The sequence below is a fragment of the Pedobacter kyonggii genome (assembly GCF_004310665.1).
GTDB classification, from domain to species: Bacteria; Bacteroidota; Bacteroidia; order Sphingobacteriales; family Sphingobacteriaceae; genus Pedobacter; species Pedobacter kyonggii.
Genome location: NZ_SIXF01000005.1, coordinates 44984 through 61317, shown reverse-complemented (window position 1 = coordinate 61317; position 16334 = coordinate 44984). Strand labels below are relative to the sequence as shown.

Genomic DNA, 16334 nt, shown 5'->3' with positions numbered 1-16334 from the left:
AACACGCTCTCTTTCCTGAAATAAGCAGGAAAGCCAAAGGTTTGATCAGAAAGCTCACCACTTGTAATCCCTGCGTTAAAATAAAATATCGGCATAAAGCGCTAAAAATATAATGGCTAATATTGCAGTGATGAATACTGGCTTATACAACCCTTTCCAAAACTTCGATTTTTTATACAAAATCTGCTTCTTAAGTGGCAAAACTTTTAATTCGCCTGTTGTTCAGGTGCCGTTAATTCCAAAATGGTTGTTAGCGCAGGCTGGTTTAAGTGGCGAAGAGCAGATCCAGTTTTTGGATGAGAGTATCCGTTCGTACAATACGCTGGTTATTCCGGTAAACAGTGAAGTAGACGAGCAGTTTTTAAGCCCGCTTGAACACAAAATCGAAGCTTCGTTTGCAACTGGTTATGATGCCGTTTCTGCATTACCAGAGCTGGATCTTTTTAATTGGATCGGTAAGTTTTTATATGGCTTTGTCTATATCGAAATGCATTCGGCCTTACGTAAAGAAATGACTGCCGACGGATTAAACATGTCGCAATCGTTAATGATGAAATTTGCCAATTTGAATTTCATGATGCAGAACCTGTATACCAGCCTAGAGTTTGAAGATTTTTCGCCATGGTCTATCACTGTAGTTAAATTAGAAAACGGAGAAACACCATTCAGTTTCCGTGATGAGATTAACACGTTAACCTTCTCGTTAAAAATGAAAGATTTTGGCATCATCGCCTGTTTACAGGATAATGGCACCAATAAACGCTATCATCAGGATATCATCAACGAAATAAAAGGAAAAGCTTTAACCGCAGAACAGTTTGAAGAACTGAGTGCCCGTTTTTATTACTCTGCCTATCTGTTTAACCGTTTGCCTGAGTATACTTTTATGCCAGTAGAAGGTACCACTTATATCGAAGCCATGCCCTTACGCGGAAACATGACCAAACCGCTTTTTGATGTTTGGCAAAATAAAGTATATGCGCAGGTATTGGAAAACTTCTGGAAACCCTGGGGTTATGTGGTATTCGAGATTATTAAAAACCCTGATGAACCGATGAGTTTCTTCGAGAAACCTTATTTGCCTACGGCGGGCTAGACTTTTTATCGTTAAGAAATTAAGAGCATTAAGAAAAGGGTAGTGCCTTAATGTTATACATTGAAAACATTTTAACCGTTAAGAGATTAAGTACATTAAAACGGTTTGTCTAAATGTTGAATGCAGATTTAAAGTTTTGCTGCTTAAATATTTTATATCTGTGTTCATCCTTTTTATCTGTGGTTAATGATTATCTCCCTCCCGTTAACATGGCAATAAAGTTCTGCAAAATCCCTGGAACAAAAATGATGGTAAAAATCAATCCGGTTAAGGCACCAAAAAAGTGTGCATCATGATTGATATGGTCTCTCGAATTGCGGGAAGCATAAGCACAATAAATTAAATACAAAATCCCAAAAACTACAGCAGGAATTCCAATCGGGATAAACATGATATAAATTTTAGACATTGGATTAAACAAAATATAGCTAAAAAGCACGGCACTAATCGCTCCTGAAGCACCTAGGCTATTGTAGTTAAAATGATCTTTATATTTAATAACGGTGGGTAAATCACTCAGTACTAGTCCTAAAAAATAAAGTAATCCAAACTGCCAGCTCCCCATTAATCTTTCCAGTGTAAAGGCAAAAGCATAAAAGGTAAACATATTAAAAAACAGGTGCATCCAATCTGCATGCACAAGCCCGCTGGTAATCAAGGTATATACATTCTGTCCTTTCGAAACACTATAAGGATGCAGCATAAATTTCCCGTAAAGGGAGTGATCGTAGAAAGCGTACAGGCTGGTAATAATAGTAAAAACGAAAATTACGGAGGCAACTGGTGCAATATTGAAGTATTCCATGGAGTTATTTTAAATCAAGTTTTATGTCTGTAACCAAACGGGCTACCGGATATCTATTGTGTGTTTTTTCGTAATAATCAGAATTTTTATATACAAAATCAAGTTGTGCACCCGCATTCTTCGCAAATTCGGCGTCTGAAGCTTTTTTCGCCTCCAGTTTATGCTGTAGTTCTGGATTATTGTTAAGGAGTGCTGTTGCGGTATCTTCAAAAACATATGCCGAATAATGTTCCTTCATATCCAGAATTGAATCGAAAAAATTCCAGTTGAAATAAGAGTCAGTAGCCTGTGGCTCCAGTGTTTCTACAATATAACGGTTAACAGGTTGGTTAACATAAACCACAAAATCGCCTGCATAATATTGGAGATTCTGCTTTAGCGTATTCAATTTTACGGCTGAGTGCAGATAGTGCCCTTCGTAGGGTCTTGTTCCGGTTTTAAAATCGCCGATATAATAGCTTTCTACGTCAATTTTCTGATTGGCCCTAAGTTCCCGCAGTTTAACATTATTCAGTTTAAGCAGGGCAATTACACGGTCCCAGGCTTTCGGAATAATGTAGGCAACCGGTTTTTGAATAGACACCACAGGTTCGAACTTGTTCCATTCTTTAATGGTTTTGGTGTAAGGTTTACTGCGGTCGTAATATAAACGATCAGCGCCGCTTACCGTGCTGGTTTTTTGCCCGGCCTCAAAGCCTTTAAAGGTCAGATCGTTTACCTCGCTTTTATTCAGTTTCCATTCTAAAGGAAATTCCTTTTGAGCAGCCACAAATTCATCTGCCTTCCGCTTATTTTCTCCAATAACCTTGGCATCGCGTTCTACAACCTGAATATAGGTTTGCAAAAGTTTGTAAGTAGCATCCACACGCAAATCGTACGATTTTAGCATATGTGTTTCTGGCATAAAACCTATAGTATTGTGCAGCGTGGTATATCCGGTAGAATAACGTGGGGGATCTATAAATCCGGTTATTCCGCTTTCTGGCGTTTCGCCGATCGAATTTACATAGGGAACCATCGGGTACCCCATCTTCTCCATTCCTGCATATAGATCGGGCAACAATGTTTTAGTTAAATAACCAGAAAGAATCGGGTTCAGCTTATCTCTTTGTGTAGGGATAAGTGTCATTACATATTGATAATCGGCACCATTGCTGGTATGCGTATCTACAAATATCTCGGGTTGCCAGGTATTAAAAATGAGTTGAAACGCAGCTGAATTTTTCGAATCTGTTTTGATGAAATCACGGTTCAGATCGAGGTTCTTACTATTGCCCCTAAAGCCATAGGCAACTGGTCCGTTCTGGTTGGCCCTTGATGTTCCGCTACGGTTAAAACTGCCATCTATATTGTACAAAGGAATGATGCAGATCACTACATTTTTTGGCAGCTTACCTGCTTTAAGCAGATCGCGGGCTAGCATCATCGATGCATCTACACCCTCTGGTTCGCCAGGGTGAATACCGTTGTTGATCAATAAAATCCTTTTATTCTGCTTTCTAATCTCAGAAGGATCGAAAACCCGATCGTGCGACAAAACCAACACGTGTAAAGGTTTACCAAAATCTGTACTTCCATAAGTGAACAATTTGGCCTCTGGATAAGTCTTAGCCAAATTTTCGTAATAAGATATTGCGGAAGTGTAAGTTGTGGTTTCAATTTTTCCGCTTAACTCGAAGGGTGTTTTTTGTGCGGCAGCTTTTAATCTCATCGAGATTAAACAAAACACAAAGAATTTTCTCATGCCTTAAATCTAAGAAATGAAATGATGTTATTAAAGTGTTTTACGATAAGATTTAATCGTTCCGAACATATATTTAAAGCCTATGGTATAAACGTTGTAAACATCCGGCGAATAGTTTGCGAACTTGGTACTCGAATCGTTATAACCATCCAAACCTTCGCCAAAAGTATAGTTCGATTGTGCATTAATGTTGATAACGTACCTCATATAGCCATAACCATCGTTAATGTAATAGTTAAAACCAAAGTTTAACGGTACCGTCATATTAAGGCTTTTATCTTTTCCTGGGAAAGGACCGTATCCAGGATCCACTGCAGCCCAGCTTGGCTTATACCGCACAATATCGGTAATCTTGTTGTTAACTACCCCTATACCCAAACCCACATATAAACCCCTCAAATTATATAAAAACTCGCTTTTATTGTAGTTCACCACCTCACCAAGCATTAGCTTTACATTGGCTGTAATGGCGGTATATTGGTTTACAAACTGACGGTTGTGCGGATCGGTTTCAATATCTCCACCCTGAACCATGCCATACTGCCCTTCTAAGCCCAGGGTTACAAACGGCGTGATATGATAATCGAATACGCCATAGGCTGTGTAGCCAAAACTCCCTTTATACACATCCGTATAAGATTTGTTTATTCCTCCACCAAAACCATACGACATTTTAAAATAATTAGATTGGGCAAAAGAAAAACTTCCTATAAAAACAAGCAGAAGGGTTATGTAAGTAGCTCTCAGCAGATTAAAGATCATATCGTTTTTTTACAAAAATAATATGTTTATCGAATATCTATAACTTTTACCTTTGAATTATGAGCACATACACCAACTTTAACAAATCTCTAGAGCAACGGTTTATAAAATATGCGAAGATTGACACCCAATCTGATCCAAATTCTCCAACTTGCCCATCAACCTTAAAACAAAAAAACTTAGGTAAAGAACTGGTTCAGGAATTGTTAGAAATTGGCGTTACTGATGCCGAAATGGACGATAACGGCTATGTATATGGTACAATCCCATCAAACACAAACAAGCCGTTACCTGTAATTTTCTTCTGTTCGCACATGGATACCTCGCCAGATTGTAGCGGTGAAAATGTTAAACCGATTATTCATGACAATTATCAAGGACAAGACTTAATTCTACCAGATGACAACAATATTGTAATAAAACTGTCTGAACACAAAGACCTAAAACACCAGATTGGTAACGATATTATCACGGCAAGTGGAACAACTTTATTAGGTGCCGATAATAAAGCAGGGCTAGCAGAAATTATGGAAGCAGCTGCCTTTTTAATGAGAAATCCTGATGTAAAACACGGAACCATAAAGCTACTTTTTACCCCTGATGAAGAAATAGGCCGCGGCGTAGACAAAGCCGATTTAAAGAAATTAGGTGCCGATTTTGGCTATACAATAGATGGGGAAACATTGGGCTCAATCGAAGATGAAACTTTTTCTGCCGATGGTGCCGCCCTTAAAATTTATGGTGTAAGCACTCACCCAGGCTTTGCAAAAGGAAAAATGGAAAGCGCCATTAAGATCCTTGCTGAAATTTTAGATTCGCTGCCAAAAGATACACTCACACCAGAAGCTACACATCAAAAAGAAGGATTTATCCACCCGGTGAGTATGAACGGGCAGGTAGAAGAGGCAGAAGCACAGTTTATCATCAGAGATTTTACCGATGAAAAACTAGCTGAACATGGGCAGTTTTTAGAAGAAACCGTAAAAAAGGTGATGACTAAATATCCAAAATCTACCTATAAAATTAATATTAAAGCACAGTACCGCAACATGAAACAGGTTTTAGATCAGCATCCTAAAATTGTTCAATACGGAATTGAAGCCATTGAACGAGTAGGTGTGGTGGCCAAACAACAAAGTATCCGTGGCGGAACCGATGGCTCGCGACTTTCTTACATGGGTTTACCTTGCCCCAATATTTTTGCCGGAGAACATGCTTTTCATAGCAAACAAGAATGGGTAAGTGTACAGGACATGAAAAAAGCTGTACAAACCATTATTAACATTGCCTGTATCTGGGAAGAGCGAGGGTAACAGTTTGGGGAGGAGAGTTTTGAGTTGGGAGTTATATCCGACTCAAAACTCCCAACCCCAAACTCCAAAATCAATAAGAGGCTTGCCCAATATCCAACCTCGCTATTTTTCCTTCTTTGTTTACCTTAAATTTAAAACAGGTCTTAAAATCACCCCATTGGTCGGAGTGGAAATGGCCATAAACCTCCAATCCGTTGTTTTCAACTTTATCTATACTGGTAAAATGCTCATGTCCCAGCGCTTTCTTAAAGAAGTTATTAAATTTCATCTGGTTTCCGTCATCGTAAAAGGCAACATCAATAGCAAATAAAGGAAACCATGTTTTTTCATCGCCTTTTTGCAACGCGGTAATAGCAGCCCTTACTTTTGCATTTGATAATTTTGTTAAATCTATCGCCATGGGTTTCTGGTTTTATTTTAAGCGGAAGTAAATGCGCGGGTAATAAAATAAATAGCGCTTTAAGCTTTTCATTTGCTTAAGCTTTAAGTAGTGATCAAAATTAATAAAAAAGATATTTTTAAAGTACATCTTTTTGTTAATTTAGATCGCAAATGATAACTCTCGAGAACGATTATATAAAAGTTAGCCTGGCGGCTAAAGGCGCAGAACTTCAAGGTTTATTTAGTAAAGAAACCAAGCTGGAATATCTATGGAATGCCAACCCTAAATATTGGGCAAAACACAGTCCGGTTTTATTTCCTATTGTTGGCTCATTAAAAAACAACAGTTTTACCTACCAAGGTAAAAGTTATGAGCTACCACGCCATGGTTTCGCCCGCGATCATGTTTTTAATTTCGAAAAAATAAGTGAAACCGAAGCTGTTTTTACTTTAACTCAAAATGAAGATACCTTAAAAGGATATCCTTTTTATTTCGAGCTGAAACTAAGGTACCGGCTAATCGACAGAAAACTGAATTTAACTTACAAGGTAATAAACACAGGTACTGCCGAGCTTTTATTTTCAATTGGTGCACACCCGGCATTTGCGGTGCCCAATACCCCCAACACCGTTTACGAAGATTACTATCTGGCCTTTAATGCCGATGAGAAATTAACTTTCTGGAAACTCGAAGATGGCTTAGTATCCGACCAAACAGCGCTCATTGAACTGGGCGGCCACAGGTTAAACCTTAAACATGATTTGTTTTATAACGATGCGCTGGTTTTTAAAACCCTGCAGAGCAATTGCATCAGCTTGCTCAACAACAAAAACGATTATGGCCTGCACTTCCATTTCGAAGATTTTCCTTTCTTTGGCATTTGGGCTGCTACTGATGCCCCTTTTGTTTGTTTAGAGCCCTGGTGCGGAGTGGCCGATGATATTAACCACGATCAGGAATTAACACACAAAGAGGGCATAATAAAGCTTGATATAGGCGAAAACTGGTCACGGTTTTGGGAAGTAGAGTGTTTCTAGAGGGGGTTACCGACCTAAGTTTTTACGGTAATGCTTATCGTTGGATACAAGATTAAGTTGGCGGCTATCAGTAGTTTTTCGCTAACACTTGCCTTTGCCCTCTCTATGTTCATCTTTGCAAATTATAGGGCCCATTTTAATTATTCTATTTTCGTAGTAAGCGACTCCAGCTTGTTGTTGGCAACGTTACCGGCCTATAAATGGAGTATTGAAGCAACAAATAATTATGCACATTAAAAGTTTTCTTTATCGCGGTGTAGTGAAAACCACTACCCACAAAGGGGTATTTTTACCTTTTAGTTTGATGTTAACATGTTGATAACTATATTTATAACGTTAAAATTAAATCAACGGGACGATTTAGATTAAAACGCGAAACCTTTCAGCAATGAAAGGTTTTTTTTTGCAAAAAAAACACGCCCCCAAAAGCGGACGTGTTTACTCAAATCTAAAATTATTTTGGGACGATTGAGAATTATTTCATTAAATGTTTAATACCCTGACACAAATATGAAAAAGATAAAGTATTTATTTCCGTTCAGTTTTATTCATCTGTAAAAGAATAACTTAATTAAAAGCTATTGTAAAATGAATAAAACATTTCAGCCTATTTAAAAACAATATTTTCTCAGGCTCGGCACCCAAATTAAGGCCATCACAACAAGATAGAACCATACAAAGTTATAATTTGACGATGTCGAAAACGCCCTTACATTTGTCTCAAGTACACCCGTTTTATCATTAAAAGGTGCAGTAACTTAGTTGTAAACAAAATAAATAAGATTATGGCAAGCATGCACCCTTACTTAAACTTCGACGGCAAGGCCGAAGAAGCTTTTAATTTTTATAAATCGGTTTTCGGAGGAGAATTTACCTTCTTTGCAAAAATGGGCGATACACCTGAATCGGATAAATTAACCGAAGAGGAAAAAAACCGTGTAATGCACGTAGCCCTACCCATTAATGAGCATACGGTTTTAATGGCGTCAGACTGTGTACCTTCTGCAGGGCATGTACTTAAAGAAGGTAACAACATGTACATTAACCTCAATACCGAGAGCCGCGAAGATGCCGATCGCCTATTTAACGGCCTTTCAACAGGTGGTACAATCGAAATGCCAATGGACGATATGTTCTGGGGCGATTACTTCGGTAGCTTTAAAGACAGGTTCGGTATCCAATGGATGATTAATTTTAGTAATGCTCAATAATTTGATAGCCGCTAAGGCCCATATAGGCGCATCGTCATTGCGAAGCCGATTTTTCATCGGCTGAAGCAATCTTTATCGCAAGTTAGAAAGATTGCTTCGTGCCTTACAATGACGACCCTTCTATTGGAATATGGCATTGATAGCCTCCAATGAAAATTGGGGGCTATTTTTGCAGTTAAATATTAGCTAATGCCTTAACCAAATCCTGAAAACCGGGCCTGTTTAATGGCGGTGCAACTAAACAGACATCTCTTAAGATACCCAAAGCATTCGAACACTTTTCGCTTACTGTTTCGTTTTTTAAAGAAAGTAAATCATCGAGCAGGTAACCATAAGCACTAACTTCTATTCGCTCCAGCGCAAAGGCGAGCGCATCATCAGCCTGATCATAAAAACTTGCAGCACCAAAATCACCAAACAACGTACTGCCCTCATCATCAATCACGATATTGTGTGCATATAAATCGCCATGCATAATCCCAGCCTCGTGCAATTGCGCGGCTAAGGAGGCAATGGCTTTGGCAATACTCAGCAACTGTTTTTCCGACAGCTGCATACCTTCAGGAAAAACATCCCTGGTACAGCTCTCTAAACTCGGCGGATTACCCAGGTTATAAAAATGATGAGGGATGAGGTCCATCACCAGTCCTTTTTTATCTTCTGGGTGCAGGGCAATCTGTCCAATTAAATTAACCAAGCCGGGGTGGTAACCCGCAGCAATGTAGGCCGTCATTTCATCTTCCGGCAAGCCATCACTGGTTACATTGCCCTTAAATATTTTAACGGCTACCTCCTGGGTTTCATCACCAATGGTCCTGTTTGCTTTTGAGATGATACCCGATGCGCCTTCGCCCAACAAATGGTTAATCTCTAAATCGTGCCAATTAATTAACGAAAGTGTTTCTACAGCAGGTGTTTTACTAAAGTTGTTCCCCGAAAATGCAATCCACGAAAGTTTAGGCATCATGGCCATCCATTGTGGCAGCTCATGCAGTTTATTAGCAGCAATCCGCAGTAACGATAAATTTTGGCAATTGCTTAATTCATTGGGCAATTGCACCAAACGGTTACCCGATAACATCAGCTTTTGCATCCGCGTACACTGCCCGATCTCTTTTGGTAATTCGGCAATGTTGTTGTTTGTTAAAATCAGCCAGCGCAGATTAGGATTCAGCGATTTTGCAGGCACCGTTTTAATCTGGTTAGATTTAAAACCTGCAATATCCAACAAAGGGCAGTCGGCCAATTGCTCAGGCATAACCGTGAAAAGGTTTTCTGAACAGAAGAAAATCTTCAGTTTCTTTAAACGGCCAAAATCTGCTGGTAATGCACTTAATTTATTAAAAGATAAATCCAGCACTTCCAAAGTATCGGCCAACTCGAATATTTCGTTTGGAAACTCGGTTAGGTTTTCAGAAAGTTTTAACGATACTGCTCCTTTAAGTTCGCCGCTTTGTAGTGCCAACAGGTTTTGCATAGGTGTACTGGTTTTATAATTTGGAACGAAGATAAGGCTATATATTTATTTTAAAGATCAATGGTATGTTCCACATAGATTTGCTTAAGAAAATATTCGTCGTGCGATACGACCAGAAGTGTTCCCTGATATTCGTTAATGGCTGCCGTTAAAATTTCTATATTCTGGATATCGAGGTTATTGGTAGGCTCATCCAATATAATCAGGTCGGGCGATTGGTTGCTGATGGTTAACGAACAAAGGATCAACCGCATTTTCTCACCGCCACTTAAGGCCGAACAAGGTTTGTCCCAATCGGTTTTGCCAAACAAAAACCGGTTTAAACGGATTTTTATTTCATGCTCCTGCAATGCACCCGAATTGTATTGCTGGGCCTGTTCGTAAACTGTAAGTTGATCACCGACCAACGAATAATCCTGATCAATGTACATGGAACTAACGTCTGCCTTGTTTAAACTTCCTGTCGAGGGCTGGAGCTGCCTCAAAATAAGCTTAATCAAGGTGGTTTTGCCCGATCCATTCCGGCCTTTTATCACGTAACGCTCCGCACTAAAAATCTGAAAACTAAGCGGCTCCTTCCAAAGTACCTGATCATGAAAAGCAAAATTGACCTCCTTAGCCTCAACAATACTTTTTCCTTTGTGCAACCTGGCTTGGTTGAAACCGATTTTCATTTTGTCTGCATCTGGCAGCGCAGACCTAAGCTGGTTTAATTCAGAAGAAATATGATCGAGCTTTTCGGTATGCACAGCCTTTAATTTTGCCGTACTTTTTTCTGCATTATTTTTTAACGTATTCATCGAAATGGTCGGCAATCCAGCCTTTTCCTGTTTTTTCTTCCCTTTGGCATCAAGTTTCTGTTGCCGCTCTATCGATTCCCGTTCCACTTCTTTGGCCTTGCGCAATGATTTTTCCTTTGCTTTTAAATCATTGTTCAAAGCATTATTTTCAATTTTCTTTTGCGCAGTATAGAAATCATAATTTCCGCCATAAATGGTTATTCCCCGTTTACTTAATTCGCAAACTTTCTCAATTTGGTTCAATAAAGTACGGTCGTGGCTCACCACCACCAAAGTATTTCTGGTCGATCGGATATAATCGTATAACCTGTTTCTGCCTTCCAGATCCAAATGATTGGTCGGTTCATCCATCAAAACAATATCCGGGCGGTGTATCGCGATGCCAGCCAAAAATACGCTGGTTTTTTGTCCCCCGCTTAAACTTTCCATTTTTTGGTTTAAGTCTAAACCCTCCAATCGCCAATAACTCAAAGCTTCCGCGCAACGTTCCTCAATGGTCCAGTCATCGTTGAGTATAGTCAAATTTTTGTCTGTCACTTCTCCGTTAAGGATTTCGTTCAGCGCTTTTAGTTTATCTTCAATCCTGAGTGCCTGCGCAACAGTAAAATCATTAAATTGACCAAAAAGCTGTGGCACATAATAAGGCACCGATTCCGTTTTAACATATCCGGCAGTTGCCCTGAGTTTACCTGATAAAATTTTTAAAAGTGTCGATTTCCCCGCCCCATTATGGCCAATGAGTGCAATTTTTTCGTATTTGTTGATGGTAAGATTTAAGTCTGAAAGCAGTAAATCCCCATTGGGATGGATATAGTTAGCCCCTTGTAGAATAAGCATAAATTTCTTTTTTTATTGTAAATAATTGCAGGAACGGAACCGCTCAGCTTGTTATCTATTTTCTGAAAAGAAACGAATTTTACATGTATGGGGTGATTGGTGATGATGCAAAGGTAAGGAATTTTTACTTTTTACGAAAGGCGGTTGGCGTGGATTAGTTAGTTGGTCTGAAATCATGAGTCGATTAACTGTAATCCAGCGTTGGTCATCCTGTATGCTTTGCAGTCAAAAAACAATAGATTATGTACTTATCCCCCCGAGCAGAACTGCACCAGGCGAAGTCGATTGATGAGGCTTTAAAGATGTGACCCCATATATTAATGCAATCTGCCTTAATTATCTTACTTTTGCATCGCCTGTGAAAAAGGATGTAGCCTTATATGTGAGTTCCTCTTTCTTTTAAAAGACACTACCATTTAAGATTAACATGAAATTACACGCTCACCACCTTTACCTTACCTCTATTGTATTTTGCCTTTTTTTCTCTGCCTGTAAAAAAACAGAAACACCTGAAGCACCCGAAACACCTGTTACCACCATATCCATTGTACCAGGAGAGGTAAAACTTGCAAATGATAGTTTCTTCGGAGCCAGATTAGAAGTAAAAATTCAAAATTTACAACCAGGAGAATCTTCTTCTGTAATATGGAGTTCAGAAAACCCTCGAATAGCCCGGGTAACTGAAGAAGGAATAGTTTGGCCCGATGCTGCTGGAGAAACCTATGTTTTAGCCACAATGGTTAATGGAAAAGGGGTAGCCAAATGCAAGGTTGTGGTTACCGATGGTAATGACTATAAATTCCGTTTAGTATTAAAAGATAAAGGGCAATCGAATTTATCGATCAGTAACCCCGAATCGTTTCTTTCCCCAAAAGCAATTGAGCGAAGACATAAGCAAAATATACCCATTGACGCCTCAGATTTACCTATTTCTCCCGAATACCTTAAAGCTATTCAACAGGTTGGAGGTACTATCGTTGCTAAAAGCAAGTGGTTAAATACCGTAAGTGTAAACTGCACAGACGAATTCTTAATTGACAAGTACAAAGCTTTGCCTTTTGTAAAAGATGTAATTTTGGTATGGGAAGGAAAGCGAAAAGAAATAAGCACTGCCCCAAAATATATAGATGTACCACAAATTGGCGCTAACCATACCCCAGATGTTCCGTTAGATTATGGCACGGCATTTAACAATATTAATATAAATAATGGCCAGGCGCTGCACAATAAAGGTTTTAGAGGCGAAGGGATTGATATTGCTGTAATCGACGCAGGTTTCATTAATTTTAAAACAAACCCAGCCTTCAAAAATGTTAATGTAAAAGGCGCAAAATCTTTTGTTTACGAAAACGACAACCCATATAGTAAAGATAATCACGGCATTTGGGTAACCTCATGTATGGCCACTAACTTGCCTGGCACTTACGTAGGTACTGCCCCAGAAGCAAATTATTGGCTTCTGCGCACCGAAGATGAAGCTACCGAATATCCCATAGAAGAAGATTACTGGGTAAATGCGGTAGAATATGCAGATAGTGTTGGGGTGAATATTATAAACTCATCTCTTTATTATACTGCAGGCTATTATTTCCCATATACGAAATATAAGTTTGAAGATATGGATGGAAAAACTGCTTTAGCAACACGGGGAGCTAATATAGCAGCAAGTAAAGGAATCTTGATTGTTAATTGCGCCGGGAATGAAAGTTCATGGGTAGGAACACCGGCCGATTCTCCCCATGCACTCGCTATAGGAGCTATTTATAGTAACCTAGCTATAAGTGCTTTCACATCCTGGGGTATCACAGTAGATGGCAGAATGAAACCTGATGTGGTAGCTTTAGGTGGCAGTGCAAGTGTAATTAACGAGAGTGGAAACAGTGAAACACGCAGTGGAACCTCTTATGCCAGCCCCATTATGTGCGGTCTGGCAGCCTGTTTATGGCAAGCATATCCAAAACTCACTAATGCCGAGCTCATTCAGGTAATTAGACAGTCTGCCGATCGTGCAGCAAAACCAGAAGTTCCTTATGGCTATGGCATTGCCAATATGCAAAAAGCAATGGATTTAAGTAAAGCAATTACTGCCTCAAGATAGAGGCTTTTAGTCTTGAGGCGTGAGGCGATCAACGCATTATTCCTAGCGCAACATCATTATGAATTAATGAAATCTGCAAGACATTTTGCCTCGGAAACACGAAACGACGGAACCTTTGGGCGAGCTTGTACTGAGTGGAGTCGGAAGTGAAGGATCTTTTTGATTAACCATATAAGACATAGAAGGTTCATATAAGCTCAAGGATCTTATATTTTCTTACATTCCTTAAATGGTTAAGAACTTTACACCCAGCTCTGCGGCCTTTGTGCCTTCTCTCTGTGCACTTTGTGGTTAAAAAGATGGAAATGTAAGGCTGCTGGAATTGATTCCGCCTTACTATCAATTAACCAAAACAAGCTCTATATTAAAACAAAACCGAATAGATTTCATCTATATCTATCTTCTTGCACAACCTTAAAAACCGATACGAGGCAATAAAACCCAGTGCATCTTTTCTAACAACATAGCCCAATTTATTTTTTTTATTTGCATTAGAAATTTAATCGCATATATTTACAAAAAACTTTAGGGGTGCCTACGTGCTGAGAAATACCCTTTGAACCTGATGCAGTTAGTACTGCCGAAGGGAAAAGTGAAAGCAATCTTACATTGCTGTCTTTTCAATCTCCATTTTGGGGCAATCTCTATAGTTTTTCCAATTCTTTAAAATATGGAAGTAACTATAAACAATCAAAACTATCTTCTTAACGAGGCCTGTTCCATCGAACAGATGCTTGCTGCTGTCATTTTAACGGAAACAAATGGCCTTGCCATTGCGGTAAACCAAACCATTATCCCCAAATCAGACTGGGCAACTCATCTATTAAATCCAGCTGATCAAGTTATACTCATAAAAGCCACTCAAGGCGGATAAAACAGCTACTAATATGAAACAAGAAAAAACACCGAACCAAGAGGTGATCAGCCGCAGTCCATTTCCGGCCTCACGCAAGATCTTTGTACCTGGAAAAATCCACAATATCCAGGTGGCCATGCGCGAAATCAGTTTATCGGAAACCAAAATCCATAATGGCTTTGGCCTAACCGAACCTAATCCGCCTGTAACCGTTTACGATACCAGTGGCCCATATACCGATCCTAATGCTGTTATTGATGTAAAAAAAGGCTTGCCGCGGATCAGGGAGCGATGGATAAAAGACAGACTTGATGTGGTAGAACTCCCTCAGCCATCTTCTGCTTACGGGCAACAGCGCCTGGCGGATGAAAAGCTTGATGCCTTACGCTTTAATTTCATCAACAAACCCTACAAAGCGCAAGCCGGTGCCAATGTATCTCAAATGCATTATGCAAAAAAAGGCATTATTACGGCCGAAATGGAATATATTGCCATTAGGGAAAACCAACAGATAGAACTGTTAAATGTGCAATTGGGCGATCAGCACGATATAATGAACCACCAGCATCAGGGCAATAGCTTTGGCGCAAATACACCAAAAGGCTACATCACACCCGAATTTGTAAGGGCAGAGGTAGCAGCCGGCAGGGCGGTAATTCCCTGCAATATCAATCATCCCGAACTCGAACCCATGATTATTGGCCGAAACTTTCTGGTAAAAATTAACGCCAATATCGGTAACTCGGCCGTAACCTCTACCATCGAAGAAGAAGTAGAAAAAGCCGTTTGGGCCTGCCGTTGGGGAGCCGATACCATTATGGATTTATCAACAGGAAAAAATATCCACGAAACCCGCGAATGGATTATCCGCAATTCGCCTGTGCCCATTGGTACCGTTCCCATTTATCAGGCTTTAGAAAAAGTAAATGGAAAAGCCGAAGACCTCACCTGGGAAATCTTCCGCGATACTTTAATTGAGCAGGCTGAACAGGGCGTAGATTATTTTACCATCCATGCCGGTGTACTGCTCCGTTATGTGCCTTTAACCGCTAAAAGGATTACAGGTATTGTTTCGCGTGGCGGATCCATTATGGCCAAATGGTGCCTGGCCCATCACAAAGAAAACTTCCTGTATACCCATTTTGAAGAAATCTGCGAAATTATGAAAGCTTATGATGTGGCCTTTTCATTAGGCGATGGCTTAAGGCCCGGCTGTATTGCCGATGCGAACGATGCTGCACAGTTTTCGGAGCTCGAAACGCTTGGCGAACTCACTAAAATAGCCTGGAAACACGATGTACAAACGATTATAGAAGGCCCAGGACATGTACCCATGCACCTGATTAAAGCCAATATGGAAAAACAGCTCGACCATTGCGGCGAAGCGCCATTTTATACTTTAGGCCCTTTAACGATTGATATTGCGCCTGGTTACGACCACATTACCTCAGCCATTGGCGCAGCCATGATCGGCTGGTTCGGCACAGCCATGCTCTGTTATGTAACCCCGAAAGAACATTTAGGCCTGCCAAATAAAAAAGATGTTAAAGACGGTGTAATTACCTATAAAATTGCCGCCCATGCGGCCGATTTAGCCAAAGGCCACCCAGGTGCACAATACCGCGATAATGCTTTAAGTAAGGCCAGGTTCGAATTTAGATGGGAAGATCAGTTTAACCTCTCACTCGACCCGGATACCGCAAAAGAATTCCATGATGAAACCTTACCTGCAGAGGGTGCCAAGATTGCACACTTCTGCTCCATGTGCGGCCCGAATTTCTGCTCTATGAAAATTACGCAGGACGTGAGGGAGTATGCCGCAAAACAAGGTGTGGAAGCAGAAGAGGCTTTAGCGCAGGGCATGCAGGAAAAATCGAAAGAGTTTACCCAAAAAGGAAGCGAAATTTATTCTTAAA

Annotated in this window: 13 protein-coding genes and 1 riboswitch; of the genes, 7 read left to right on the top strand and 6 right to left on the bottom strand. The window is 40.0% G+C overall.

The genetic code is table 11. The annotated features are described in order from the left end of the window. Window positions 1-112: 112 nt before the first annotated feature. Complete coding sequence (locus tag EYS08_RS07305) at window positions 113-1096, top strand: hypothetical protein (protein WP_131029405.1); 984 nt, start codon at window positions 113-115, stop codon at window positions 1094-1096. 190 nt (window positions 1097-1286) lie between these two features. Here EYS08_RS07305 and EYS08_RS07300 read toward each other — a convergent pair whose 3' ends face one another. From EYS08_RS07300 to EYS08_RS07290, 3 genes are all read right to left on the bottom strand, one after another. Then, window positions 1287-1901: a rhomboid family intramembrane serine protease gene (locus tag EYS08_RS07300; protein WP_131029404.1), complete on the bottom strand. Its 615-nt coding sequence runs from the start codon at window positions 1899-1901 to the stop codon at window positions 1287-1289. A gap of 4 nt (window positions 1902-1905) precedes the next feature. Continuing rightward, a complete protein-coding gene (locus EYS08_RS07295; protein ID WP_244215882.1) occupies window positions 1906-3612 on the bottom strand; it encodes a M14 family metallopeptidase in 1707 nt (568 codons plus the stop codon). A 63-nt stretch (window positions 3613-3675) separates the two neighbouring features. Continuing rightward, complete coding sequence (locus EYS08_RS07290; protein WP_244215881.1) at window positions 3676-4407, bottom strand: hypothetical protein; 732 nt, start codon at window positions 4405-4407, stop codon at window positions 3676-3678. Between the two features lie 59 nt (window positions 4408-4466). On the opposite strand from EYS08_RS07290, the gene pepT reads away from it, so the two are divergent. Then, on the top strand, window positions 4467-5720 hold the full coding sequence (gene pepT, locus EYS08_RS07285) for a peptidase T (protein ID WP_131029402.1): 1254 nt from the start codon (window positions 4467-4469) through the stop codon (window positions 5718-5720). Between the two features lie 70 nt (window positions 5721-5790). On the opposite strand, the gene EYS08_RS07280 is transcribed toward pepT, so the two are convergent. After that, window positions 5791-6120 (bottom strand): hypothetical protein, encoded by a 330-nt coding sequence (locus EYS08_RS07280; protein ID WP_131029401.1) that lies wholly within the window; start codon window positions 6118-6120, stop codon window positions 5791-5793. Between the two features lie 152 nt (window positions 6121-6272). Here EYS08_RS07280 and EYS08_RS07275 point away from each other — a divergent pair, with 152 nt between their 5' ends. Next, a complete protein-coding gene (locus EYS08_RS07275; RefSeq protein WP_131029400.1) occupies window positions 6273-7139 on the top strand; it encodes an aldose 1-epimerase family protein in 867 nt (288 codons plus the stop codon). 785 nt (window positions 7140-7924) lie between these two features. Continuing rightward, window positions 7925-8350 carry a VOC family protein gene (locus EYS08_RS07270; protein ID WP_131029399.1) on the top strand — a complete coding sequence of 142 codons (426 nt, stop codon included), beginning with the start codon at window positions 7925-7927 and terminating at the stop codon, window positions 8348-8350. A gap of 175 nt (window positions 8351-8525) precedes the next feature. Here the strand turns inward: EYS08_RS07270 and EYS08_RS07265 are convergent, their stop codons facing one another. Further along, a complete protein-coding gene (locus EYS08_RS07265; RefSeq protein ID WP_131029398.1) occupies window positions 8526-9827 on the bottom strand; it encodes a leucine-rich repeat-containing protein kinase family protein in 1302 nt (433 codons plus the stop codon). Between the two features lie 50 nt (window positions 9828-9877). Further along, window positions 9878-11464 (bottom strand): ribosomal protection-like ABC-F family protein, encoded by a 1587-nt coding sequence (gene abc-f, locus EYS08_RS07260; RefSeq protein WP_131029397.1) that lies wholly within the window; start codon window positions 11462-11464, stop codon window positions 9878-9880. A gap of 427 nt (window positions 11465-11891) precedes the next feature. Between abc-f and EYS08_RS07255 the strand changes: the two genes are divergently transcribed. The 3 genes from EYS08_RS07255 (at window position 11892) to thiC (ending at window position 16333) form a co-directional block, all read left to right on the top strand. Further along, the gene (locus EYS08_RS07255; RefSeq protein WP_208745813.1) at window positions 11892-13562 is read left to right on the top strand and encodes a S8 family peptidase; all 1671 of its coding nucleotides are present in this window, start codon (window positions 11892-11894) and stop codon (window positions 13560-13562) included. 517 nt (window positions 13563-14079) lie between these two features. Next, window positions 14080-14168: riboswitch (TPP riboswitch) on the top strand. A 64-nt stretch (window positions 14169-14232) separates the two neighbouring features. After that, entirely contained in the window at window positions 14233-14436 is a 204-nt protein-coding gene (gene thiS, locus EYS08_RS07250) for a sulfur carrier protein ThiS (protein ID WP_131029396.1), read from the top strand. A gap of 13 nt (window positions 14437-14449) precedes the next feature. After that, complete coding sequence (thiC, locus tag EYS08_RS07245) at window positions 14450-16333, top strand: phosphomethylpyrimidine synthase ThiC (protein ID WP_131029395.1); 1884 nt, start codon at window positions 14450-14452, stop codon at window positions 16331-16333. Window position 16334: the final 1 nt, after the last annotated feature.

Coding starts and splice junctions, on each gene's coding strand:
- EYS08_RS07255 (WP_208745813.1), top strand. CDS start 11,892: ATGAAATTACACGCTCACCACCTTTACCTTACCTCTATTGTATTTTGC.
- EYS08_RS07305 (WP_131029405.1), top strand. CDS start 113: ATGGCTAATATTGCAGTGATGAATACTGGCTTATACAACCCTTTCCAA.
- EYS08_RS07275 (WP_131029400.1), top strand. CDS start 6,273: ATGATAACTCTCGAGAACGATTATATAAAAGTTAGCCTGGCGGCTAAA.
- pepT (WP_131029402.1), top strand. CDS start 4,467: ATGAGCACATACACCAACTTTAACAAATCTCTAGAGCAACGGTTTATA.
- EYS08_RS07270 (WP_131029399.1), top strand. CDS start 7,925: ATGGCAAGCATGCACCCTTACTTAAACTTCGACGGCAAGGCCGAAGAA.
- EYS08_RS07295 (WP_244215882.1), bottom strand. CDS start 3,612: ATGAGATTAAAAGCTGCCGCACAAAAAACACCCTTCGAGTTAAGCGGA.
- EYS08_RS07265 (WP_131029398.1), bottom strand. CDS start 9,827: ATGCAAAACCTGTTGGCACTACAAAGCGGCGAACTTAAAGGAGCAGTA.
- abc-f (WP_131029397.1), bottom strand. CDS start 11,464: ATGCTTATTCTACAAGGGGCTAACTATATCCATCCCAATGGGGATTTA.
- EYS08_RS07300 (WP_131029404.1), bottom strand. CDS start 1,901: ATGGAATACTTCAATATTGCACCAGTTGCCTCCGTAATTTTCGTTTTT.
- thiC (WP_131029395.1), top strand. CDS start 14,450: ATGAAACAAGAAAAAACACCGAACCAAGAGGTGATCAGCCGCAGTCCA.
- EYS08_RS07290 (WP_244215881.1), bottom strand. CDS start 4,407: ATGATCTTTAATCTGCTGAGAGCTACTTACATAACCCTTCTGCTTGTT.
- thiS (WP_131029396.1), top strand. CDS start 14,233: ATGGAAGTAACTATAAACAATCAAAACTATCTTCTTAACGAGGCCTGT.
- EYS08_RS07280 (WP_131029401.1), bottom strand. CDS start 6,120: ATGGCGATAGATTTAACAAAATTATCAAATGCAAAAGTAAGGGCTGCT.